Below are 22,270 nucleotides of genomic sequence, written 5' to 3'. Positions count from 1 at the left end.
GGCTTCTCCTAATCTATAAATTCAATTTGTTCGGTGTGTAATACTAATTGGTGTAAACCATTATAGTTTCTGTGAGTATGAAGAAAACCTTTTACTCTTACTTTAGCACCGACCATTATTTGTTGGGTTATTGTACTAAATTGATTGCCATTCAAAACCACTTCGATTTTGCACCACGCTTGGCGTTGTAAATTTGCTTCTTGTTGTATTGAACGATGTTCTAACCAAAAGCGATAATTTTTAATACCAATCGGGCTTTGGCTCTGTTTAATTGAACTAGCAACATTACCAGTTAGGATTAAACAGTTATCAATAGACGAATTACTCGTCTGCATCCTCTGCTTCAACTTCAGCTACTGCTTCAGGAGCTTTACGCTCATCTTTAGCTTTAAGCATTGGAGATGCTTCAGTTACTGCTGTTTTAGTATGAACGACTAAGTTACGAAGAACTGCATCGTTATAACGGAAGTTAGTTTCTAACTCATCGATTACGCTTTGTGGCGCTTCTACATTCATTAACACATAGTGTGCTTTATGAAGTTTGTTGATTGGGTAAGCTAATTGACGACGACCCCAATCTTCTAAACGGTGAACTTGACCGCCTGCTTCTGTTACAGAAGCGGTATAACGTTCAATCATACCAGGTACTTGTTCGCTTTGGTCCGGATGAACCATAAAAACGATTTCGTAGTGACGCATTGACTATCCTTACGGGTTTAACAGCCTTCAATGTTGCCAGCCACCAGCGTTGAAGGCAAGGATTAAAAAATAAAGCGTGGCTGGGCTTGCGAATTATACGCACAAAAAAGGATTTTGCAAGACTGACTTACTATAAAGCGGTTGGATTTTTGTAAAAATTTACCATTTCCCAGCCGCTTATTACTCACATTGTAATATGAATTTTCATATACTTGCTTACCACTACAATAATGCTCATATTTCACCCACCATTCTGAATAAAAAATTTTCTCACGTTTTTTTAACATAAACAGATAGAGCAAATGTGAATTTATATCAATTTGGAGTTATTCTCTAAGGAGGAATAAAAATTTAGTTTTTTATAAAATACAAAGACCATCTAGATGAATTTATACAGTTGTTTTCTTTATTTAAAAATAATAATATCCGCACTTCATTTTTACTATATGAGAATTACAAAATGACTTCTACACATACTTTAAGGAACGATCCTAAGAAAGTTGCTATCGCCTCAATGATTGGTACAGCAATTGAATTTTTTGACTACTATATTTATGCTGCCGCTGCGGTATTAGTTTTTAATACTCAATTTTTCAAAAGTGGCGACCCTGTTTCTGATGAACTTTTCTCTCTTTCAACCCTTGCTTTGGCGTTCTTTGCTCGCCCAATTGGCTCGGCTTTATTCGGACACTTTGGCGATAAAATCGGACGTAAAAGAACATTAGTTGCCTCATTACTCCTAATGGGCTTATCAACTGTTACTATCGGTCTTTTACCAAACTATGAAAGTATAGGTATTTGGGCGACTGTTTTACTATGCTTGTGTCGTGTCGGACAAGGTATTGGTTTAGGTGGCGAATGGGGTGGTGCAGCACTAGTTGCAACTGAAAATGCACCAGATGGTAAACGTGCTTGGTATGGCACATTCCCACAATTAGGTGCACCAATTGGATTATTCTTAGCAAATGGTGCATTCTTCCTAGTAAGTTATACCTTTGGTAAAGAAGCGTTAGTTGAATGGGCTTGGCGTATTCCATTTATTTCATCTATTGTATTAGTTGCAGTGGGTCTATGGGTTCGCTTAACACTTCACGAGAGCCACGTTTTCCGCGAAGCTGAAGAGAAAGGTAAAACACAAAAAGCACCTGTAAGTGCAGTATTTAGACATCATATGAAACCACTTATTTTAGGCACATTCATTATGACTGCAACCTATGTACTGTTCTATATTATGACCGCTTTCGCACAAGTATATTCAAGAACACCAGCAAAACTATCTGAAGCTGGTCACCCAATGGGATTAGGAATTGAGCCAAATACTTTCACAGGTTTATTACTATTAAGTGCAATTGTATTTGGGGCATTTGTGAGTATTTCGGGCATCTTTGCAGATAAAATTGGTCGCCGTAAATGGTTAATTTATGTAACTGCTGGAATTGGGATTTTCGGATTATGTATGCCATATTTCTTATCAAATGGTACACCAGTAAGCGTATTTATCTTCCTTGTGATTGGTATGAGCTTTATGGGTATGACATTCGGTCCGATGGCTGCTTTATTACCAGAATTATTCCCAACAGAAGTACGTTATTCTGGTGCATCACTTGCTTATAACTTTGCTTCTATTGTAGGTGCAACGATTGCCGCAACTTTTGCAATCAAAATCAATGCTGCATACGGCATCTTAGGGGTAGGTATTTATTTAGCTGTCAATGCACTCATCACTCTCTTAGCATTATTTGCATCAAAAGAAACAAAAAATCTTGATTTAACTGAAATGTAATTAAATCTTTATTCATATTCATTAAAAATGGCTCATATCTTAATAGATATGAGCCAGACTGATGACGAACCCTAATTTGTTATATTTAATAAACGGACACCAACGTGATCTGCACAACAAAATAAAATATGTTATTTTTCAATCAGTTATAATCTTCCTTATAGGGACGCAGATCAGAGTGCGTCTGAATGAAAAAAGATTTTGTCAATAATTTAGGTTCATATCTTAATTTTATATAGCTACAGAACCAAACAATTATAATGTATATTGCTAATTATTCTTACTGACTAGGTCTAGTATAAACAACATCTTCTATTCTATTAATCATATTGTTCAATATATTTCTTAGGATATTTTTCATAAATAAATTATTAAAACCACAATGAAGAAAGTTGTATCAATGATAAAATTTAAATAATTTATTTTGAGTACTATATTTCCGAATCGGAGAATAATAGCAAAAAGCAGTCTTTACGTCATCTTTAAAAGAAAGCTTAAAGCCTTATAATATGGTGTAGAAGATCAAACCTAATCTGACAGTCTCCCATTTAGAAGCTAGGTGTCTGTCAGATTAATTTGAGCTTAAATTCTTTTCTGCCCAAATCCGTTTTCCATCAAGTAGCGTTTCCATTGGTGTTCTTCCACAGCACATTTTTCCTTGATGCGTTCGATGATGGTTATAATACATCAACCATTCATCTAAGTCTGCTTGAAGTTGCGTTAAATCCGTATAAATTCGCTTTCTGAATGCCACTTGATAAAATTCCTGTAAAATCGTTTTGTGAAAACGTTCACAAATACCATTCGTCTGTGGGTGTTTGACTTTCGTTTTGGTGTGTTCAATATCATTTATCGCCAAATAAAGCTCATAATCGTGATTTTCCACTTTCCCACAGTACTCGCTACCCCTATCCGTTAATATACGTAACATCGGTAAGCCTTGGCTCTCGAAGTAGGGTAACACTTTATCATTCAACATATCCGCACTCGCAATAGCGGTCTTCATTGTATACAGTTTTGCAAATGCCACTTTACTGTAAGTATCGACGAACGTCTGTTGATAAATACGCCCAACGCCTTTGAGCGTGCCAACATAAAAGGTATCTTGCGACCCCAGATAACCTGGATGTGCGGTTTCAATTTCACCGCTAGCCATATCATCTTCTTTCTTACGCTCAAGTGCTTGAACTTGGTTTTCAGTTAAAATAATCCCTTTCTCAGCCACTTCTTTTTCCAACGCATTTAAACGCTGTTTGAAGTTCGCTAAATTGTGTCGCAACCAAATAGAACGTACGCCACCTGCGGAGACAAAGATGCCTTGTTTACGGAGTTCATTGCTCGCTCGCACTTGCCCATAAGCAGGGAAATCTAATGCGAATTTCACTACTGCTTGCTCAGTAGCTTCATCCACACGATTTTTTAGATTAGGGACACGTCTATTTTGATTTAGCAATGCTTCAACGCCACCTTTTTCAACGGCTTGTTGGTAACGATAAAACGTATCTCTGCTCATTCCCATTAGCTTACAGGCTTGGGATATATTGCCTAATTCTTCGGCTAAATTGAGTAAACCAGTCTTGTGTTTAATGAGAGGGTTGTCAGTAATAAAACATAAGCGTTTCCTTTTTGTTTAGATTAAATTTAGACACTTATATTCTAAACGGGAAACGCTCATTTTTATAATGATTTATCAGATCAAGTCTGATCTTCTACATATAAGGCTTTAAGCTGTTTTAGCAACTATTTGTCCTATGCTTTTTATCTATTACTCATTTTTAGAGAATAGGGAATAGGTGCTATTTATTTTTTATCTGCATCTTTCCACTCAGCGGCTTTATCTTGGATTGCTTTGCCTAGTGAATCCAAAGTTCCAGCCACAGATGCTTTCGCTTGATCAACTTTTTCACCAACTGCATCAGCGAACGAAGCAACGCTATCTTTTACTTGTTCAAACTTACTGTTACAGTCATTTTTAGCATCTTCTGTTAATTCAGCTACTTTAGCTTTAGCTTCGTTATATTTATCAGTTGCATCGCCTTCTACTTCTTCTAGTGCATTCTTAACTTCATCAAATTTACTTTCAGCAGAATCTTTCAAATCTTCAGTTTTGTCTTTTGCTTCTTCTACTTTATCAGCAGCGGCATCTTTTAACTCTTCAGCTTTATCTTTAGCTTCTTCTACTTTATCAGCAGCGGCATCTTTCAGATCTTCAGCTTTGTCTTTTGCTTCTTCTGCTTTATCAGCCGCAGCATCTTTCAGATCTTCAGCTTTGTCTTTTGCATTTTCGGCAAGCTCTTTACCTTTTTCAATAGATTCATCTAATGCTTTTTTAGCCTTATCTAGTTGTTTACTTGCACTATCTAAAACATCGGATAAAAATTCTTTCATAAAGTCTCCTTACTAACTTATTGAAATTTAAAGATTTAAAGATTACGATCACCTATCGCTCTTTCAGAGTACAGACAAAAAATATAAATGTCTAGTCAAAATTGTAAAAAATATGTTAAAAGATATAACTTTAAGTTATTTCACACCCCATTAAATTTATAGAGTTATTAAATAAGATGACAAGAATAGATAATTACGAACAACGTTTCGGTGGTATTGGTCGCCTTTATACGCCAGCAGGATTAAATCGCTTACAACAAGCACACATTTGTGTTATCGGCATTGGTGGTGTCGGATCTTGGGCTGTGGAAGCACTTGCTCGCTCAGGTATCGGTAAACTAACACTTATTGATATGGACGACATTTGTGTAACCAATATCAATCGTCAAATTCACGCAATGTCTGGCGAAATTGGCAAGCTAAAAACAGAAGTAATGAGGGAAAGGGTTTTAAAAATCAATCCTGAATGTGAAGTGCATATCATTGATGATTTTATTACTCTTGATAACCTAGCTGAATATCTGAATCAAGGCTATGACTATGTTATTGATGCAATTGATAGTGTTCGTGTTAAAGCTGGTATTATTGCTTATTGTAAGCGTCATAAAATCAAACTTATTACTACTGGCGGAGCTGGTGGGCAAACAGATCCGACACAAATTCAAATTACCGATTTGAGTAAGACTATTCAAGATCCTTTAGCGTCAAAAGTCCGTAGTTTGTTACGCAAAGAATATCATTTTAGTCAAAATCCCAAACGTAAATTTGGTATTGATTGCGTTTTCTCAACTCAGCCATTGATTTTCCCCAAAATGCAAGAAGGCTGTGAAATCTCAGCTACAATGAATTGTGCCAACGGGTTTGGAGCCGCAACAATGGTAACAGCTACATTTGGCTTTTTTGCAGTTTCTCGTGTGATTGAAAAATTATTGAAAGATCTACCCGCTTAATTTCCCGCAAACGTTTGCATTTCATTCCCGATAAAATTATACTATCCGCCTAGTGCCAACAGGGAACTAGAAATGCAATATAACCAAATTCAAATGACAACCAAATTCACATTGCTAAATCTCAAAAAATATCAAGATTTAGCAGTTTTTCTATTATTTATACGGAAGATCTCTACATTGTAGAGATCTTTTTTTTGCCTAAAATTTATAAAATAGTTATACATTAAGGATACAGAAAGAATGAGCCAATTGATTCGTACGCTAAAAAGTCATATTCGTGATGAAGTTATCAAAAAAGGCGGTTGGGTAAATTCCCACGCTCACGCTGATCGTGCCTTTACGATGACACCTGAAAAAATCAAAATTTATCAGGAAGCAAATTTACAGCAAAAATGGGATTTAGTTGATGAAGTAAAACGTCAATCTAGCGTTGAAGATTACTATCGCCGTTTTAGCCAAGCTATTGAACTAATGATTTCTCAAGGGGTAACGGCATTCGGAACTTTCGTGGATATTGACCAAGTCTGTGAAGATAGAGCGATTATTGCAGCTCATAAAGCTCGTGAAGTCTATAAAAATGACATTATATTAAAATTTGCAAACCAAACCTTAAAAGGCGTGATTGAGCCTAATGCTCGTAAGTGGTTTGATATTGGCTCTGAAATGGTAGATATGATTGGTGGTTTGCCTTATCGTGATGAGTTGGATTACGGTAAAGGTTTGGAAGCAATGGATATTCTAATGGAAACAGCAAAATCACAAGGTAAGATGTTGCACGTCCACGTTGATCAATTTAACACGCCAAAAGAAAAAGAAACTGAGCAATTATGTGATAAATCAATAGAACACGGAATGCAAGGGCGTGTTGTGGCTATTCACGGTATCTCTATTGGTGCTCACCCAAGAGAATATCGTCAAATGCTGTATAAAAAAATGAAAGCCTGTGAAATGATGGTTATCGCTTGCCCTATGGCGTGGATTGATAGCCCTCGCAAAGATGAAGTGCTGCCTTTCCATAATGCCCTAACGCCTGCTGATGAAATGATCCCTGAAGGCATTACCGTTGCTGTTGGCACAGACAACATCTGTGATTATATGGTTCCTCTATGCGAAGGCGATATGTGGCAAGAATTGAGCTTATTATCTGCAGGTTGCCGTTTTACCAATTTAGACGAGATGGCAAATATCGCAAGTATTAACGGACGGAAAGTATTGGGGCTTCTGTAAGTTTCAATACTCACAGCATCATTTAGAAATAAGCGGTGTGATTTAGTAAAAATTTTGCAAAATTATTTGAAAATCTCACCGCTTGTTTATTGCAACAATACTACATTGTTGATAGTAAATACTGATAATATTCCCAATCAAAATACTGCCCAGGGTCAATTTTTCGTTCTGGGGCAATATCACAATGTCCTACAATCCTTTCAGGCGTAATTTTAGGGTATGTCTGCATAATAACTTGGGTAAGTTGTGCTAAGGTTTGGTATTGTGCTTGAGTAAATGGTTGATTGTTGCTTCCTTCTAACTCTATACCAATAGAAAATTGATTGCATTTTTCTCTCCCCTCAAAACAAGATACACCTGCGTGCCAAGCCATATCATTAAAATTAACATACTGTGTGATCTTTCCTTGACGATTGATTAAACAGTGAGCAGATACTTTTAAGTCTTTAATTTCTTCAAAATAAGGATGTTCTGTTGGATCAAGTTTCCCTTGAAAAAAGCGATCAATAAAATCGCCACCAAATTCATCGGGGGGTAAACTAATGTAATGAATGACAAGGAGTGAAATATCGTCATTAAATGGACGTGGGTCAAAATGGGGAGAAATGACTTTTTTTTGCTCAAGTAACCAGCCATTCTCAATGCTTAAAGTGTTCATAATTAATAACAATAAATAGTTTAATAGTTGGAAATACGCTAAAATAAGAGCTATTTTACAAGAAAGAGAATAAAAATGCTTAGTTATCGTCATAGTTTCCACGCAGGCAATCACGCTGATGTGTTAAAACATATCGTTTTAACCTTAATTTTGGACGCACTTAAACAAAAAGAGAAAGGGTTCTTTTACTTAGATACCCATTCTGGTACAGGACGTTATAGTTTAATGAGTGCCGAAGCAGAAAAGACGGGGGAATATATCGAGGGTATCGCTCGTTTATGGGAGCGTGATGATTTACCTGAAGAAGTCGCACTGTATCTCAATGAAATTAAAAAGATCAATAAAGATAAACTACGTTTTTATACAGGTTCACCATTATTAGCGGTACAACAACTTCGCTCACAAGATCGTGCCTTGCTCACCGAGTTACACCCAAATGATTTCCCATTACTTCGTAATGAATTTGCGAAAAATAGAAATGTCGTTACTAAACGAGAAAATGGTTTTCAACAGCTAAAAGCAGCTTTACCCCCTAAAGAAAAACGTGGGCTAGTGCTTATTGATCCGCCTTATGAATTAAAAGAAGATTACGAATTGGTGGTAAAAGCAATTATTGAAGGCTATAAACGTTTTGCAACGGGCGTATATGCCATTTGGTATCCTGTGGTGCTACGCCAGCATACTAAACGCATTGTGCGAGGCTTGGAAGCGACAGGTATCCGTAAAATTCTACAAATTGAACTTGCTGTCCGCCCCGATTCGGATCAACGTGGAATGACGGCAAGTGGAATGATTGTCATCAACCCACCTTGGCAATTAGAAAGCCAGATGAAAAGAATTCTTCCTTACTTGACCAATGTTCTTGTACCTGAAGGAACAGGTTCTTGGTCGGTAGATTGGATTACCCCAGAATAAAAAGCGGTAAGATTTATTGACTTTTTTGCAAACTAGGATAGTAAAATGGAACAATACAAACACGACTTTATTGAATTTTGTTTAAGCCGTAACGTGCTTAAATTTGGTGAATTTACCTTAAAATCAGGCAGATTAAGCCCGTATTTTTTCAATGCAGGCTTATTTAACACAGGACGAGATCTCGCTAGATTAGGAGAGTTCTATGCCAAAGCAATTCAGACGAGTGGCATTGAATTTGACGTGCTATTCGGACCAGCCTATAAAGGCATTCCAATTGCGACAACTGTTGCTGTTGCACTAGCAAACCAGTTTGATGTAGATAAACCTTGTTGTTTTAACCGTAAAGAAGCGAAAGATCACGGCGAAGGTGGTAATTTAATTGGTAGTGGTTTATTCGGAAATATTTTATTAGTCGATGATGTGATTACTGCGGGCACAGCTATTCGTGAATCAATGGAAATTATCAATATAAATAAAGCTAACCTAGCAGGCGTGCTGATTGCACTAAACCGTAAAGAAAAAGGCAAAGGCGAACTCTCTGCTATTCAAGAAGTAGAACGAGATTATCAATGCCAAGTATTCTCTATTATTGATTTTGATGATTTAGTACAATATCTCGAAAAATCAGCACAGTATGCTCCATTCTTACCTAAAATGATGGCATATCGTAAGCAGTATGGTGTTTAAGGTTTATACGCCCTTACTTCTCTTTCCAATAACCTAACCATTCTTTCAGGGCGTGCATATTACTGTGTAATGCCCCTGATTGTGGCATAAAGTACATCATATTTAAGCCATAAGTCGCAGGGGTAATGCCTGCACCGACACTTGCAGGTAGTACTTCAAAACCTGCACGCTCAAATAGCAACTTAGATCGCATCATATGCCATTGATTTGTAACTAAAATAATTTTTTTAATATTAGCTTTTTCAAGGATTTCTTTGCTAAATAAAGCGTTCTCTTTCGTTGTTTTTGCTTTATCTTCAATCCACTCTGTTGGAATATCAAAAAACATTTTTAGCTCTTGTGCCATTACTGCAGCTTCTGATGTGCCATTCGGGCTGCTGCCTGTAATGAGTAAAGGGAGCGCTGTCTGTTTTTGTAGATAAGCGGCATAGCGTACACGTTCTGCCGCAATTTGATTGGTGGCTAACTTGGCAAATAACTCTTTGCTATCACGCAGTCCACCACCTAGCAATACAATAGCTTGAGCTGATTTATAATCTTCCAGCGTTAAATTATCTTCAGTTACTAATGAGTCGTGTAATTTTTGTGATGTATAGGGAATGCTAAAAATATAGAGTATCGCAATACCAAAGAAAGCAGTGAGATAGCTAAGTCTCTTAAATTTAAAACGAGCTAAAATAAGTGAAAAAAGCCATAAGATAAGTACATTAAAAGGCGACAAAATCATTGTCGTAATAATTTTAGTCAGTTCAAACATTCTATTATGTCAAAGTAAGTAAATAACGCTTATTATTCATTATTCGATCAGGGCTGTCTATTGTTTACGATGGGGTTTAAACTTAAAATATCGACAAATTTATTTTAAAAGCGGTTAGATTTATGAAAAAAATTGCAATTATTCCAGCAAGAGCAGGCTCAAAAGGCATTAAAGATAAAAATTTACAATTAGTAGGCGGAATTTCATTAGTAGGGCGTGCAGTATTAGCTGCAAAAGAATCAGGAATGTTTGATGAAATTGTAGTTACATCAGATGGCGATAAAATTTTAGCTGAAGCGGAAAAATATGGAGCTAAAGCACTACATCGCCCAGTTGAATTGGCTCAAAGTGATACAAAAACCATTGATGCCGTTGTTCATTGCTTAACCACATTGGAGATTACAGAAGGAGTTGCTGCATTATTCCAGCCCACTAGCCCACTCAGAACTGCTTTAGATGTACGCAATGCAATGGAATTATTCTTATCTGGGCATTGCAAGTCGGTAGTTTCAGCTTGTGAATGTGAGCATCACCCTTATAAATCATTTTCACTTGATGATGATCAGGTTGTGCCAGTGCGTAAATTAGAAGATTTTGAAGCTCCACGCCAGCAGTTACCTAAAATGTATCGTGCAAATGGTGCAATTTATATCAATGATATTGCGAGTTTATTAGCCGAGCAGAATTTCTTTATTCCGCAAGTTAAATTTTATTTGATGCCAACTTATCGTTCTGTCGATATTGATGCAACACACGATTTGCAACTTGCAGAAAGTTTAATTGAGAAAGAAATTTAAATGAAAGCAATTAAAGATAGTGCTATTTATTTAATAGGAGAATTGCTTTCAAGAGCAATTCCCTTTCTTTTATTACCTTATTTATCGCGTAAATTAGGTGTAAAAGGATTTGGCGAACTTTCTTATTATCAAACCTATATTGTTTTATTTTTTATCCTTGTTGGTTTAAGTCAAGAAGGGGCTGTTACACGTTATTTTTATGTATATGGTAAACGTAGCTTAGATCTAGTTGTATCTATCGGCTATATTTATACATTAGTAAGCGGTGGGTTGATATTATTAGTTTGCTGGTTATTACAATCAGAAATTATGGCATATATTGCTCTTTCAGCCATATTTCAATCATTCTTAGGTGTACAATTAAGCATTCGTCAGTGTCAAAAGCAAGCTATTCCTTATACAATCATTCAATTCTTATCTAGTGCACTTTCAGTTATTTTTACTATTTTATTACTCGAATATTTTGATACAGAATTAGTAGAAAAGCGTATTTTAGCCATTTTATTTGCAAATATAGCAGTATTTTTATTGGCTTACTTTATCTATAAAGGTAAAGCTCAAAAGAAAAAATACCAGATCAAACAGTATAAAATAGCGTTGATGTATCTATTAGGATTTGGTGTACCACTTATTTTGCATAATGCTAGTTTATTTTTAAAAGGACAGTTAGATAGAATTTTTATTTTCCATCAATTTAACCAAGCTGATCTTGGGCTTTATGCAATGGGGGCTCAAATTGCAGCAATTTTGATGATAATTTTACAAGCAGTTAATAAAGCCTGTATCCCTTATTTCTTTGAAAGCCTAAAACAAAAAAGAATTAGTTTAGCTCAGGTGCATAAGTGGGCGATCTATTCTTTTATGATTGTTCCTTTGCCTGCATTATTGATGTGGCTAATTCCAGAAAATATCGTTGTATGGCTACTAGGAAACCAATTTATTGGAACTAAGTATTATATCGTGCTCTTTTTATTTTCTACGGCATTAGTTATTCCTTATTTTATCTTAGTAAATTATCTATTTTATTATGGAAAGAATAAGTTTATTTCTATTTGCTCTGTGATTTCAACATTAGCCTATATAGTGAGCTTAATTGGATTAACATTTACTAAAATTGAATATGTCCCTTATGCTAGTATTATTGGCTCTATAATTATTATTCCTATATTATTTTTTATGACAAAAAGGGTAGAAAAACAACAATGAATTTAATAATTTGTTATACACCTTTGCAAGTCCTAATTGCAGAGAAGATTATTGAACTACACCCTAATGAACGTTTTTACGGGGTTATGCTCTGTTCAGTTAAAAATAAAAAGTTTGATTATTATGCAGAAAGATTGAGCTTTAAGTGTGAACAATTTTTTTCAATGCATCAGCGTACTGAACGTTTTCATTTGCTTAGACAGATTATTTCCCTTAAATGCAAGTTTGCCAATCTTAAATTTGATAAGGTTTTTGTTGCAAGCATCAATGATATTCAAATCCAATTTATATTAAGTTCCATTATATTTAATGAACTTTATACATTTGATGATGGTACAGCGAATATTGTAAAGTCAAGTGTGTATTATGCACCTGAACCTAATACTTTTATTCGCCGTTTTATCAATAACTTTTTCCGTAATAAATATAGTATTGAGAAATTAAAAGCATTATCGAAACAGCATTATACTATTTATCCTGATTTTCCGAATATTATTGAAAATACAACAGTAATTGATTTATTTAATACTCAAGAAAGTAAAGGTAAAAATCTAGTAAATGAACCTATAACTCATATTTTATTAGGGCAACCAGTATATTTGGAACAAGATAAAAATGTTAAATTGGCTGAAAAAGTGATAAAAGCATTTAATATTGACTTATATTTAGCTCACCCAAGAGAACAGTATAAATTAGATAATGTTAATTATATTGATACACCGCTAATTTTAGAGGACTATTTAGCACAAGAATTTAGTCATAAGCATTGTCGTATTTATACTTATTTTAGTAGTGCTGTTCTTAATATTAAAAATCCAAATATAGAGATTGTGGCTTTAAGAATTGATACTGATGAACCTGCTTTTATTGAATGTTATAATCTATTAAATAAAGTGGGTGTAAATATTATTGATATTAGAGAGTAGTATGAACAAATATTTAATTTCACTAGATAAAGATATAAAACGTCGAGAGTTATTTTTTTCTCAGCCAGATACGCAAGATTTTCAAATTTTCTCAGCATTTAATACAATGAATGATGAATTATCGGATTTATCATTACGTTTTGATTTAGCTCATTTTGAGCAACAATATAAGCGAAAAGTCACTAAAGGTGAGATAGGGTGTACATTAAGCCATTTAGGTGTATATCAATCTATTCTAAAAAATAATGATATTCACGAAGATGAATATTGTCTAATTTGTGAAGATGATGCGCTTTTTTGTGCGGATTTTCAGCAAGAATTGAATAAGGTAATCTCAGTATCTCAAGCTGACATTATCTTAGTTGGGCAGTCTAAGATTGCAGAATTTAATGATTTTGAATTGGAAATAAATTATCCCACTACATTAAAATTCTTACAGAAAAAATTAGAAAATAGCCAATTTTCCGTAGTTTATCCCTATCAGAACTATTTTGCAGGAACAGTTGCTTATTTAATTAAAAAGTCTTCAGCGAGAAAAATTATAGCTCAGATTTCATTACAATCATTACCTTATTGGTTGGCAGATGATTTTATTTTATTTGGTAAGCACTTTAAATTGGATATTAAGTTAGTTCGTCCTTTAATGGTTATTGAAAATCCACAACTAATGAGTAATTTAGAGGCAATTCGTGGTTCTGTTGCTAATAACTTATTAAAGAAATCATTAAAATATCCACTAAAGAAATTATTAGCAATTAAACGAAATTTAGGAAAATAATAGATGTCAGCTCTCTTTAATCTATTTTATATTTATGATCCTTGGCTATTCCATTTTTTCAGAATGGCATTTTTTATAGGGGGTATTTGTATAATAATATTAGCTTATCAATATTATCAAGGTAAGAGAAGTATCGGTATTATATTACCCATAGATAGTTTATCGGTTGTTTTTGGGCTTGTCGGGTTAAGTATCATTCCTGCATTGGCACACCATACTAACGATTTTTCCGTTACACTAATGTATATTAAAGGTGCTGTGCTATTTATATTAGGCATTGCCTTATATAACCTTTTCTATTATTCACAACAGCAACAAAAAGTAATAAACGATCTTAAAATTGGAATTATTGTACAAGCGATGGTAGGTTTTTTAGCATTAGCAAGTATTCCTTTTATGATTGATTTTGCATTATCAACTAATGCAGTATTCCCACGTTTTTATAATTCAGAGCAAGAGTACCGATTATATAATTTTACTTCATCAGGTTTCTTTCAATTAAGCTTATTTTATGTTGTCTTATTACATTTTTTATTAGCTTATAATGATAAATATAATAACATCAGCTCAATATTCTTATTTTTATTACTTTTTATTGGGTTAATATCAGGTAGAACCTTTTTAATGTTATCACTGGTCAGTATCGCACTCTATTTTAAATGGCGATATATTCCAGCATTATTACTCTTTGGTGCTATTTGTCTATTCTTAGCTTTAAATTTTGCCGAACATAAATATGTAGCACACGCTTTAGAGCCACTAATCAATTTAGTTTATGGGAAAGGGGTTGTTAGCTCATCAACTGATACCTTAATGGAAAAACATCTATTTATTCCGCAATTAAAGCAAATTTTAATTGGGGACGGATACTATTTTGCTCCCCAAGGTGGTTATTATGGTGGTACTGATTCGGGCTTTTTACGTCAATTACTGTACGGTGGTATAGTCTATTTATTGCTCTGTTTTTCAGTTACAGCTTATTTTGTTATTCGTATTGCTAAAAATTGGTTTAATGGCAGTTGGAAATTTATTCTTTCTACACTGTTATTATTAAGCATTTTGCACATTAAAGCTGATACTTATGCTTTCCCTGGGATTATGATGTCTTTATTGATGTTTCTCTCTTTATTCGGACAAGAAGGAAAACATAAAGTCTTATTTAAACAAATTCAAAAATAGGAAAATAATCAATGTTTAGTATTATTGTACCGTCTTATAATCGTAAAGATGAAATTCCATTATTATTAGAAAGTTTAACTCATCAAACTATCTATAATTTTGAAGTTATTATTGTTGATGATTATTCAGTTCAACCTGTAGAAATTACAGAGTTTTACCCTTTCTCTGTTAATGTTATTCGTAATGCCAGAAATTTAGGAGCGGCAGAAAGTCGTAATGTTGGAGCTAAAAATGCTAAAAATCAATGGTTGCTCTTTTTAGATGATGATGATCGTTTTTTACCCCAAAAGTGTGAATTACTTGCTAATACAATCAATCAGAATAGTGAGAGCAATTTTATTTATCATCCTGCTGAATGTGTAATGGTTAATGAAGGATTTTCTTATATTACTAAGCCCTATGAAAATGTAAATGAAATTACGTTTAATAATATTTTAAAAGCAAATAAAGTAGGTGGAATGCCAATGATTGCTATCACTAAGGAATTATTTAATAAAGTAGGTGGGTTATCTACCGATTTATTATCTTTGGAAGATTATGACTTTATTTTAAAAGTAATTTCAGATGAAACATTCACTCCTAGATATATTTCATTACCACTAACTAAATGTACATTTCATACTAAAAGAAGCAGTGTTTCTACTAATATAAGTAATACAGAAAAAGCAATTAGTATGATTAAAGCAAAATATGTTAAAACTGAAGAGCAACAGAAGAACTTCGCTTTTAATCAGTTATATATGCTTTCTTACCCTTATATTATGAATTTATCTCGACAAGCGGCTAAATATTATTGGGAAATGTTTAAACAAAGTCATAGTTTTAAATATGTAGTGATTGCAATCATTACTTTAATTTCTCCTAAATTAGCAATCAATATGAAAAGGTTTGTGTAATGAAATTTTCTGTTTTAATGTCTTTATATATTAAGGAAAAGCCACAATATTTGGTCGAATGTTTAGAGAGTTTAATGGCTCAAACTCTCCCCGCTAATGAAGTTGTTATTGTTTTAGATGGGGCAATTACCTCAGAGCTTGAACAGGTTTTGCAAAATTTTCAGCAAAAGCTACCGCTTGTTATTGTACCATTGGCTCAAAATCAAGGGTTGGGTAAGGCCTTAAATCACGGATTATTACATTGCCAATATGATTGGGTTTTTCGTATGGATACCGATGATATTTGTGTCCCTGAACGTTTCGCGAAACAAGTCGCTTTTATTGAACAAAACCCAGACACCATTATTGTGGGTGGACAAATTGCAGAATTTGGACAGCATATTCAGGATATTGTGAGTTATCGTAATGTTCCTACAACCGCTGAAGATATTGTTAAGTTCACTAAAGTTCGTTGTCCCTTCAATCATATGACGGTGGCATATCAGAAAAATGCTGTTTTAGAATGTGGTGGTTATCAAGATCTACAAGAAGATTACTATTTGTGGATTAAGCTTGTCGCATTGGGTAAAAAAGTTGCGAATCTTAATGAGGTTCTAGTTTATGCACGAGTAGGGAATGGAATGGTTGGGCGTCGTCGTGGAATTGCTCAAGCAAAAGCAGAATGGCGTTTGTTTAAATTGAAACATCGGTTAGGTTTACAAAATGTTATTTCAGGCTTTATTACTTTTGTTTCACGAGCATTGCCAAGATTGCTTCCTGTTTCATTATTAAGTCTTATTTATAAATTAACCCGTAATAAGTAAATGGATATAATGGACAAAATGTCCCTATGCTATTTTGTCCATTACATCAATTTATTTTGAAAGTGCCATTCCACTATTCCACACCACTGTATTATCTAAGGTTAGTCTTGCACTTGGTAATGGTGGTACAGCAGCTTTCCCTATTGCTAATAACATAACAGGAGCAAAGCGGTCTGCATCAATGTCAAAACGAGCTAATACTTCGCTTTTATCAAAAATACCAATGGCGTGAGTATCGTACCCTTTATCTTTGGCAATTAGCATCAGTTGCATCGAAGCAAGACTGGTATCAATTAAAACTTGATCTCGGATTTCTTGTTCCGTTAAAGCATTATGGGTTATGGTTAAAAAATCCAAGTTACGTTGCTTAAATGCTTCATTTAAACACCCTTTTTCAATGGAGCGATCTAGGATCTTTTCTAATAAATGGTGATATTGTAAATCTGCCAAGATGATAATAACCGCAGAGGCACTTTCACAAGGTGGATAATTAAATGCCACTATATTTTCGAGTTTAGCTTTTTGAATGGGATCATCAATCACTACAAAACGCCAAGGCTGTAAATTTGCTTTAGATGGTGCAAGTTGAGCTAACGTCAGCATTTCTTCTAATTCTGCTCGTGGGATTTTTACGTTAGGGTTGAATAACTTAATGGTTTTACGCTGTTGAATGGCATCGACTAATTGCATTTTGTTCTCTCCTTGGCTCAAAAAATTGAGCGATAGTGTAAGCCTATTTAGTACAAAAATGGGGGATTATATTTACTCTATTATTGAAATAAATCAAAGCATCTGCCATTCTACTGTGGTGATTTAAAGATAAAAAGAATAGTAAAAAATGAAAAAAGTAACAATTATTGGGCTTGGTTGGCTTGGGATGCCTTTAGCAGAGCAACTTATCCAACAAGGTTGGAGCGTTAAAGGAAGTAAAAGAGAAGTTACAGAAAACAGCCAAGCTAAATTGATACAATATCCCCTGTTATTAACCGCCAATTTTCCTATTACGCCAGAAGTTGAGCAATTACTTAGCAGTGATGCCTTAGTGATCAATATTCCGCCAAGCAAAATAAATGAGATAGATTATATTGATGGCATTAAGCGGTTAGTTTCTCAAGCTATTTTACAAAATGTTCAACATCTTATTTTTGTCAGCTCTACGTCTGTGTTTCCGCAACAAAACGGGCTATTTGATGAAAATACGATTCCCTATGCTGAAGATAAATCAGCTCAGACATTGTTAGCCGTTGAAAATTGGCTTTTATCTCAACAGATTGATGTAGATATTGTTCGCCCTGCTGGGTTAGTAGGGAAAAAACGACACCCTGTCTATTATTTAGCGGGAAAAACAGATCTCAAAAATGCCCTGCAACCCGTTAATTTAGTTCATTTAGACGATTGTATTCGTGCAATAATTTGCTTACTAAATTCTCCAAAGGGTAAACGAGTTTATCATTTAGTTGCTCCAATTCACCCAACGAGAGAAGAGTACTATCGCTTTGTTGCTAAGCAATGTCAGCTTGCGGATTTGCATTTTTTAGAGGATAAGCAACCGCTTATTCGGGTTATTCAAGGACAAAAAATCTGCCAAGGCTTGGGGTTTAGTTATCAATATGATAATCCTATGCAGATGCTCCCAGATTAATATGTAATTCGGGAGCCTATGCCAGACTAAACGTCCTCAAGATCATCAATTTCTACTTTTTCCACTTCTGGTGGATTGTCATATAGCCAATTTGCTAAGCGGGCATAATCTGCTAAGGCAAGATTTTCTGCTCGTGCATTTAAATCAATCCCCAATGACTCCAATTGCTCTGCACTAAATAGCGTTGAAAGAGCATTACGCAAGGTTTTACGGCGTTGATTAAATGCTTGAGTTGTTACTCTATTTAGCCAGTAAATATCTTTCACTGGGTGTGGTAATTGTTTATAAGGTACAAGCCTTACTACGGCGGAATCCACTTTAGGTGCAGGTTTAAATGCTGATGGTGGCACTTCTAACACAGGCATTACTTGGCAGTAATACTGTGCCATAATAGTTAAACGACCATAAGCCTTACTGTTCGGTGCTGCACAGAGACGTTTTACTACCTCTTTCTGTAACATAAAGTGCATATCTTGCACGAGATCGTGGAATTTGAATAAGTGGAACATTAATGGTGTAGAAATGTTGTATGGCAAGTTACCAAATACTCGAACACCTTGATTCTCTGCTAAATCAAGCGCTTCAAAATATTCTCTAAAATTAAAACGTAACGCATCTTGCTCAATAATGGTTAATTTATGATTTAAAAATGGGTGATGACGTAAACGCTCAGCTAAATCTCGGTCTAACTCCACCACCGTTAGTTTATCCACTAACTCTGCCACAGGTTCAGTTAATGCTCCCAACCCAGGACCAATTTCTAAGAGATACTGTCCATTTTGAGGATTGATTGCAGCAACAATATTATGAATCACATTTTGATCGTGTAAAAAGTTTTGCCCAAAGCGTTTACGAGCGGTATGCCCTAAATGTTTTTTTGAATTTGAACTCATAGATTTCCTAATTTAAGCGGTAGGATTACCGCTATTTTTTGCAAATTTAATAAAGCAAAGAACCCCGCAGAGCGAGGTTCTAAATTTTAGAATATAAGGTTAGTTAATATACTTAATTTCTGCACGATCTTTTAAGGCTTTTACCCAATCTTTTGATGCCGCTTCCGCTTGCTTATCAACAAGCTGTTCATAGGCTTTTTGAATATAAGCATCTTTTGTGCGATCGCCTTGGCGAGTTTCGAGCACTTTTAAGATATGCCAGCCAAACTGAGATTTAAATGGCGCTGAAATAGCTCCTGCTTTGCTTGCTTGTGCAGTTTTAGCAAAAGTTTGATCATAAGCATCTAAGAAATTCCAACCTAAATCACCACCATCAGCTCCCGAAACATAATCAACAGAATTTGCTTTTGCTGCAGCTTCAAAGGTTGTTTTTCCTGATTTAATCTCATTACTGATTTCAACTAATTTAGTTTTAGCTTTTGCATCAGTTAAAATCGGGTTTGTTTTTAATAAAATATGGCTAATACGATATTCAGGAGCTGTTGCTGATTTTAATGCTCCTTTGGCTTTTGCTTCTTCATACAAATTTTTCCCTAACGCTTGTACTTCCTGTGGTTCAACTTGGATACTTTGACCAATAGTTTGGTGACGAACTTGCTCCATCATCATTTGTTGAGCAAGCTGTTGGCGGTATTGGTTTAAGGTTATTCCTTGATAGTCCAAAGCATCTAAAAATTGTCCATAAGTCAAACCATTTTGAGCCGCAATTTGTTCAATCATTTGATCAACATAGGCATAATTGACTTTTACACCTGACTCTTTAATTGCACGCTGCACGAGAAAATCATCAATTAACGAATCTAACGCAACTTTACGGTTTGCCTCAGTATTCGCTTTTTTGCCCAACGCCTTATTTACTTGGCTTTGCATAATCGGATAACCATCAACGGTTGCCACAACTCGTTCTTCCGCTTTAGCCACTTGGCTAACTGCAAAAAAGGTAACAGCTGCCATTAAAAGAGATTTCACCGAAATTAATTTCATTTTTATGTCCTATTAAAGAATGAGTGAAAATATTTACGCTAATTAGAATTAGCTTTTGTTTAAAGGTTCAATCAAAATATGAGTTTATTGTAAAAGCACTACCTGATTGATCCCGTCATAATGTTCTGTTCTCACCTGAATGCTTTCAGAACGAGAAGTTGGAATATTTTTTCCTACATAATCGGCTCGTATCGGCAATTCTCGATGCCCACGATCAATAAAAATCACAAGCTCAATTTTAGATGCTCTACCCAAATCTAGCAAGGCATCTAGGGCAGCACGAATAGTCCGACCTGTAAATAACACATCATCAATTAAGATCACTTTCTTATTTTCAATAGGGATCGGATTATCCACCCCTGCATAAATTGGATCAGTATTAGCCTGATCAAGATCATCTCGATAAAAGGTAATATCTAATGCCATTAGCGGTAAATTAATATGAGCTAATTCAAAGATCCTTTTTTGCAACATTCCTGCAATCTCTGCACCACGTCTTTTAATACCAACCAGTACAATATCATCAAAACTTGCGTGTTTCTCAATAATCTGATGTGAAATGCGTGAAATCGTGCGTTGAAATTGCTCTGTATCAATGATGATCTTTTCCATTATAACGTGCCTTGAATTTTCTTAATAACGTTAGTGGTTGAGCAACCATTTTCAAAGTTAAGTACACGAACATCTCCACCGTTTTCCCAAACTTCTTTACTACCAGCAATCTCTTCAGGCTTGTAATCACCACCCTTAACTAATAAATCAGGAAGAATCTCACCAATTAAACGTTGTGGTGTATCTTCACTGAAAGGTACAACCCAATCCACTGAAGCAAGCCCTGCTAACACCGCCATTCGAGCATCAAGTGAGTTAATAGGACGAGATTCTCCTTTCAAACGTTTCACTGATTCATCAGTATTCACTGCCACAATGAGACGATCACCTAATTTACGGGCATTTTCTAAATAAGAAACGTGTCCTGGATGGAGAATATCAAAACAACCATTTGTCATTACAATCTTCTCGCCACGCTGTTTGGCTTGCTTGACGATCGTTTTTAAAAGATCTTCACTGACCACACCAAAGCCTGTTTCTGTACGCTGATGAATAGCTTGCTTTAATTCACTTGGGGTTACTGTTGATGTACCTAGTTTACCCACCACGATGCCTGCGGCTGCATTCGCTAAATAACAAGCTTCTTCCAATGAGCGTCCGTCTGCAATCGCTGTTGCAAGTACGCTAATTACCGTATCGCCAGCTCCTGTTACATCATACACTTCTTTGGCTTGGGTCGGTAAATGGAAAGCTTCGTGATTTGGTCGAAGTAAGGTCATTCCCTTTTCTGAACGAGTAACAAGTAATGCCGATAGTTCATATTCGGCAATCATTTTTAAGCCTTTTGTAACAATTTCATCATCGGTAGCACAATGTCCAACGACAGCTTCAAACTCTGCCATATTGGGTGTAAGCAAAGTTGCACCACGATAACGTTCAAAGTCTGTACCTTTTGGATCAATTAAAACAGGGACATTCGCTTTACGTGCAATTTGAATCATCTGTTGAACAGAATCTAATGTACCTTTCCCATAATCAGATAAAATTAATGCACCATAAGCGGCTACTTCTTCTGCTAATTTTGCAAGTAGTGGCTGACTATCTACATTGTGAAAATTTTCTTCAAAATCCAAACGTAATAGTTGCTGATGACGTGACAAAATACGCAATTTTGTAATTGTTGGGTGGCTATCTAATGCAACACATTGATTTTTAATTTGATGGGTATTCAGTAGTTTATCTAAGGCTTGCCCAGCATCATCTTGTCCGATTAAACCGTGCAACGTAACAGGCACATTCAAACTCGCAATATTCATTGCTACGTTTGCCGCACCACCTGCACGCTCTTCATTTTGTTGTACTTTTACCACTGGTACAGGTGCTTCTGGAGAAATACGATTTGTTGCACCAAACCAGTAGCGATCTAACATTACATCGCCAAGCACCAGTACTTTAGCCTGATTAAATTGAGAAGAATATTGCATCATCAT

24 protein-coding genes are annotated in these 22,270 nt (G+C 35.2%); 13 read left to right on the top strand and 11 right to left on the bottom strand.

The features are described 5' to 3' along the window. Nucleotides 1-8 precede the first annotated feature (8 nt). Nucleotides 9-335, bottom strand: coding sequence for a primosomal replication protein N (gene priB / locus ACWIW0_RS00420; RefSeq protein ID WP_454447323.1), 327 nt, complete (start codon nt 333-335; stop codon nt 9-11). Beyond that, on the bottom strand, nt 322-699 hold the full coding sequence (rpsF, locus tag ACWIW0_RS00415; protein ID WP_454451747.1) for a 30S ribosomal protein S6: 378 nt from the start codon (nt 697-699) through the stop codon (nt 322-324). Before rpsF ends, priB begins: the two co-directional genes overlap by 14 nt. Before the next feature lie 460 nt (nt 700-1,159). Between rpsF and ACWIW0_RS00410 the strand changes: the two genes are divergently transcribed. After that, nucleotides 1,160-2,482: an MFS transporter gene (locus ACWIW0_RS00410; protein WP_454443123.1), complete on the top strand. Its 1,323-nt coding sequence runs from the start codon at nt 1,160-1,162 to the stop codon at nt 2,480-2,482. Between the two features lie 571 nt (nt 2,483-3,053). Here ACWIW0_RS00410 and ACWIW0_RS00405 read toward each other — a convergent pair. Together ACWIW0_RS00405 and ACWIW0_RS00400 are read right to left on the bottom strand one after the other, a co-directional pair. Next, entirely contained in the window at nt 3,054-4,088 is a 1,035-nt protein-coding gene (locus tag ACWIW0_RS00405; RefSeq protein ID WP_454451801.1) for an IS481 family transposase, read from the bottom strand. Nucleotides 4,089-4,282: 194 nt separating this feature from the next. Beyond that, nucleotides 4,283-4,870 carry a hypothetical protein gene (locus ACWIW0_RS00400; RefSeq protein ID WP_454451746.1) on the bottom strand — a complete coding sequence of 196 codons (588 nt, stop codon included), beginning with the start codon at nt 4,868-4,870 and terminating at the stop codon, nt 4,283-4,285. 176 nt (nt 4,871-5,046) lie between these two features. Here ACWIW0_RS00400 and tcdA point away from each other — a divergent pair, with 176 nt between their 5' ends. Continuing rightward, nucleotides 5,047-5,820, top strand: coding sequence for a tRNA cyclic N6-threonylcarbamoyladenosine(37) synthase TcdA (gene tcdA / locus ACWIW0_RS00395; RefSeq protein WP_454451745.1), 774 nt, complete (start codon nt 5,047-5,049; stop codon nt 5,818-5,820). Between the two features lie 240 nt (nt 5,821-6,060). Next, nucleotides 6,061-7,047 carry an amidohydrolase family protein gene (locus ACWIW0_RS00390; protein WP_454445773.1) on the top strand — a complete coding sequence of 329 codons (987 nt, stop codon included), beginning with the start codon at nt 6,061-6,063 and terminating at the stop codon, nt 7,045-7,047. Between the two features lie 100 nt (nt 7,048-7,147). Here the strand turns inward: ACWIW0_RS00390 and ampD are convergent, their stop codons facing one another. Next, nucleotides 7,148-7,705, bottom strand: a complete 558-nt coding sequence (gene ampD / locus ACWIW0_RS00385) for a 1,6-anhydro-N-acetylmuramyl-L-alanine amidase AmpD (protein ID WP_454451744.1) — start codon at nt 7,703-7,705, stop codon at nt 7,148-7,150. Between the two features lie 75 nt (nt 7,706-7,780). On the opposite strand from ampD, the gene ACWIW0_RS00380 reads away from it, so the two are divergent. Further along, entirely contained in the window at nt 7,781-8,620 is an 840-nt protein-coding gene (locus tag ACWIW0_RS00380; protein WP_454451743.1) for a 23S rRNA (adenine(2030)-N(6))-methyltransferase RlmJ, read from the top strand. A 45-nt stretch (nt 8,621-8,665) separates the two neighbouring features. Continuing rightward, nucleotides 8,666-9,307, top strand: a complete 642-nt coding sequence (gene pyrE / locus ACWIW0_RS00375) for an orotate phosphoribosyltransferase (RefSeq protein WP_454451742.1) — start codon at nt 8,666-8,668, stop codon at nt 9,305-9,307. Between the two features lie 13 nt (nt 9,308-9,320). On the opposite strand, the gene ACWIW0_RS00370 is transcribed toward pyrE, so the two are convergent. Further along, on the bottom strand, nt 9,321-10,064 hold the full coding sequence (locus ACWIW0_RS00370) for a YdcF family protein (RefSeq protein WP_454451741.1): 744 nt from the start codon (nt 10,062-10,064) through the stop codon (nt 9,321-9,323). Between the two features lie 122 nt (nt 10,065-10,186). Here ACWIW0_RS00370 and ACWIW0_RS00365 point away from each other — a divergent pair, with 122 nt between their 5' ends. From ACWIW0_RS00365 to ACWIW0_RS00335, 7 genes are read left to right on the top strand one after another with little or no spacing between them, the layout of a single operon-like run. Then, a complete protein-coding gene (locus ACWIW0_RS00365; protein ID WP_454451740.1) occupies nt 10,187-10,861 on the top strand; it encodes an acylneuraminate cytidylyltransferase family protein in 675 nt (224 codons plus the stop codon). Further along, nucleotides 10,862-12,067: an oligosaccharide flippase family protein gene (locus tag ACWIW0_RS00360; protein ID WP_454451739.1), complete on the top strand. Its 1,206-nt coding sequence runs from the start codon at nt 10,862-10,864 to the stop codon at nt 12,065-12,067. Next, on the top strand, nt 12,064-12,993 hold the full coding sequence (locus ACWIW0_RS00355) for a glycosyltransferase family 52 (protein ID WP_454451738.1): 930 nt from the start codon (nt 12,064-12,066) through the stop codon (nt 12,991-12,993). The genes ACWIW0_RS00360 and ACWIW0_RS00355 overlap by 4 nt, the downstream gene beginning before the upstream one ends. Nucleotide 12,994: 1 nt before the next feature. After that, nucleotides 12,995-13,771: a glycosyltransferase family 25 protein gene (locus ACWIW0_RS00350; protein WP_454451737.1), complete on the top strand. Its 777-nt coding sequence runs from the start codon at nt 12,995-12,997 to the stop codon at nt 13,769-13,771. A gap of 3 nt (nt 13,772-13,774) precedes the next feature. Further along, nucleotides 13,775-14,950: a hypothetical protein gene (locus ACWIW0_RS00345; RefSeq protein WP_454451736.1), complete on the top strand. Its 1,176-nt coding sequence runs from the start codon at nt 13,775-13,777 to the stop codon at nt 14,948-14,950. Between the two features lie 11 nt (nt 14,951-14,961). Continuing rightward, a complete protein-coding gene (locus tag ACWIW0_RS00340; protein ID WP_454451735.1) occupies nt 14,962-15,846 on the top strand; it encodes a glycosyltransferase family 2 protein in 885 nt (294 codons plus the stop codon). Then, nucleotides 15,846-16,649 (top strand): glycosyltransferase family 2 protein, encoded by an 804-nt coding sequence (locus ACWIW0_RS00335; RefSeq protein ID WP_454451734.1) that lies wholly within the window; start codon nt 15,846-15,848, stop codon nt 16,647-16,649. Before ACWIW0_RS00340 ends, ACWIW0_RS00335 begins: the two co-directional genes overlap by 1 nt. 51 nt (nt 16,650-16,700) lie before the next feature. Here ACWIW0_RS00335 and ACWIW0_RS00330 read toward each other — a convergent pair whose 3' ends face one another. After that, nucleotides 16,701-17,339, bottom strand: coding sequence for a nitroreductase family protein (locus ACWIW0_RS00330; protein WP_454451733.1), 639 nt, complete (start codon nt 17,337-17,339; stop codon nt 16,701-16,703). A gap of 148 nt (nt 17,340-17,487) precedes the next feature. Between ACWIW0_RS00330 and ACWIW0_RS00325 the strand changes: the two genes are divergently transcribed. Beyond that, a complete protein-coding gene (locus tag ACWIW0_RS00325) occupies nt 17,488-18,291 on the top strand; it encodes an NAD-dependent epimerase/dehydratase family protein (protein ID WP_454451732.1) in 804 nt (267 codons plus the stop codon). Between the two features lie 26 nt (nt 18,292-18,317). Here ACWIW0_RS00325 and rsmA read toward each other — a convergent pair whose 3' ends face one another. The 4 genes from rsmA to hldE all read right to left on the bottom strand — a co-directional run bounded on the left by rsmA (nt 18,318) and on the right by hldE (nt 22,270). Continuing rightward, nucleotides 18,318-19,184, bottom strand: coding sequence for a 16S rRNA (adenine(1518)-N(6)/adenine(1519)-N(6))-dimethyltransferase RsmA (gene rsmA, locus ACWIW0_RS00320; RefSeq protein WP_454446376.1), 867 nt, complete (start codon nt 19,182-19,184; stop codon nt 18,318-18,320). 99 nt (nt 19,185-19,283) lie between these two features. Continuing rightward, the gene (locus ACWIW0_RS00315) at nt 19,284-20,228 is read right to left on the bottom strand and encodes a peptidylprolyl isomerase (RefSeq protein ID WP_454451731.1); all 945 of its coding nucleotides are present in this window, start codon (nt 20,226-20,228) and stop codon (nt 19,284-19,286) included. 84 nt (nt 20,229-20,312) lie between these two features. Next, the gene (gene pyrR, locus ACWIW0_RS00310; RefSeq protein WP_454451730.1) at nt 20,313-20,840 is read right to left on the bottom strand and encodes a bifunctional pyr operon transcriptional regulator/uracil phosphoribosyltransferase PyrR; all 528 of its coding nucleotides are present in this window, start codon (nt 20,838-20,840) and stop codon (nt 20,313-20,315) included. Then, nucleotides 20,840-22,270 carry a bifunctional D-glycero-beta-D-manno-heptose-7-phosphate kinase/D-glycero-beta-D-manno-heptose 1-phosphate adenylyltransferase HldE gene (hldE, locus tag ACWIW0_RS00305; protein ID WP_454451729.1) on the bottom strand — a complete coding sequence of 477 codons (1,431 nt, stop codon included), beginning with the start codon at nt 22,268-22,270 and terminating at the stop codon, nt 20,840-20,842. The genes pyrR and hldE overlap by 1 nt, the downstream gene beginning before the upstream one ends.

The organism is Ursidibacter sp. B-7004-1 (genome assembly GCF_053654055.1).
Note: the sequence above shows the minus strand (reverse complement) of the source record. Positions and strands in the feature narration are given on the sequence as shown.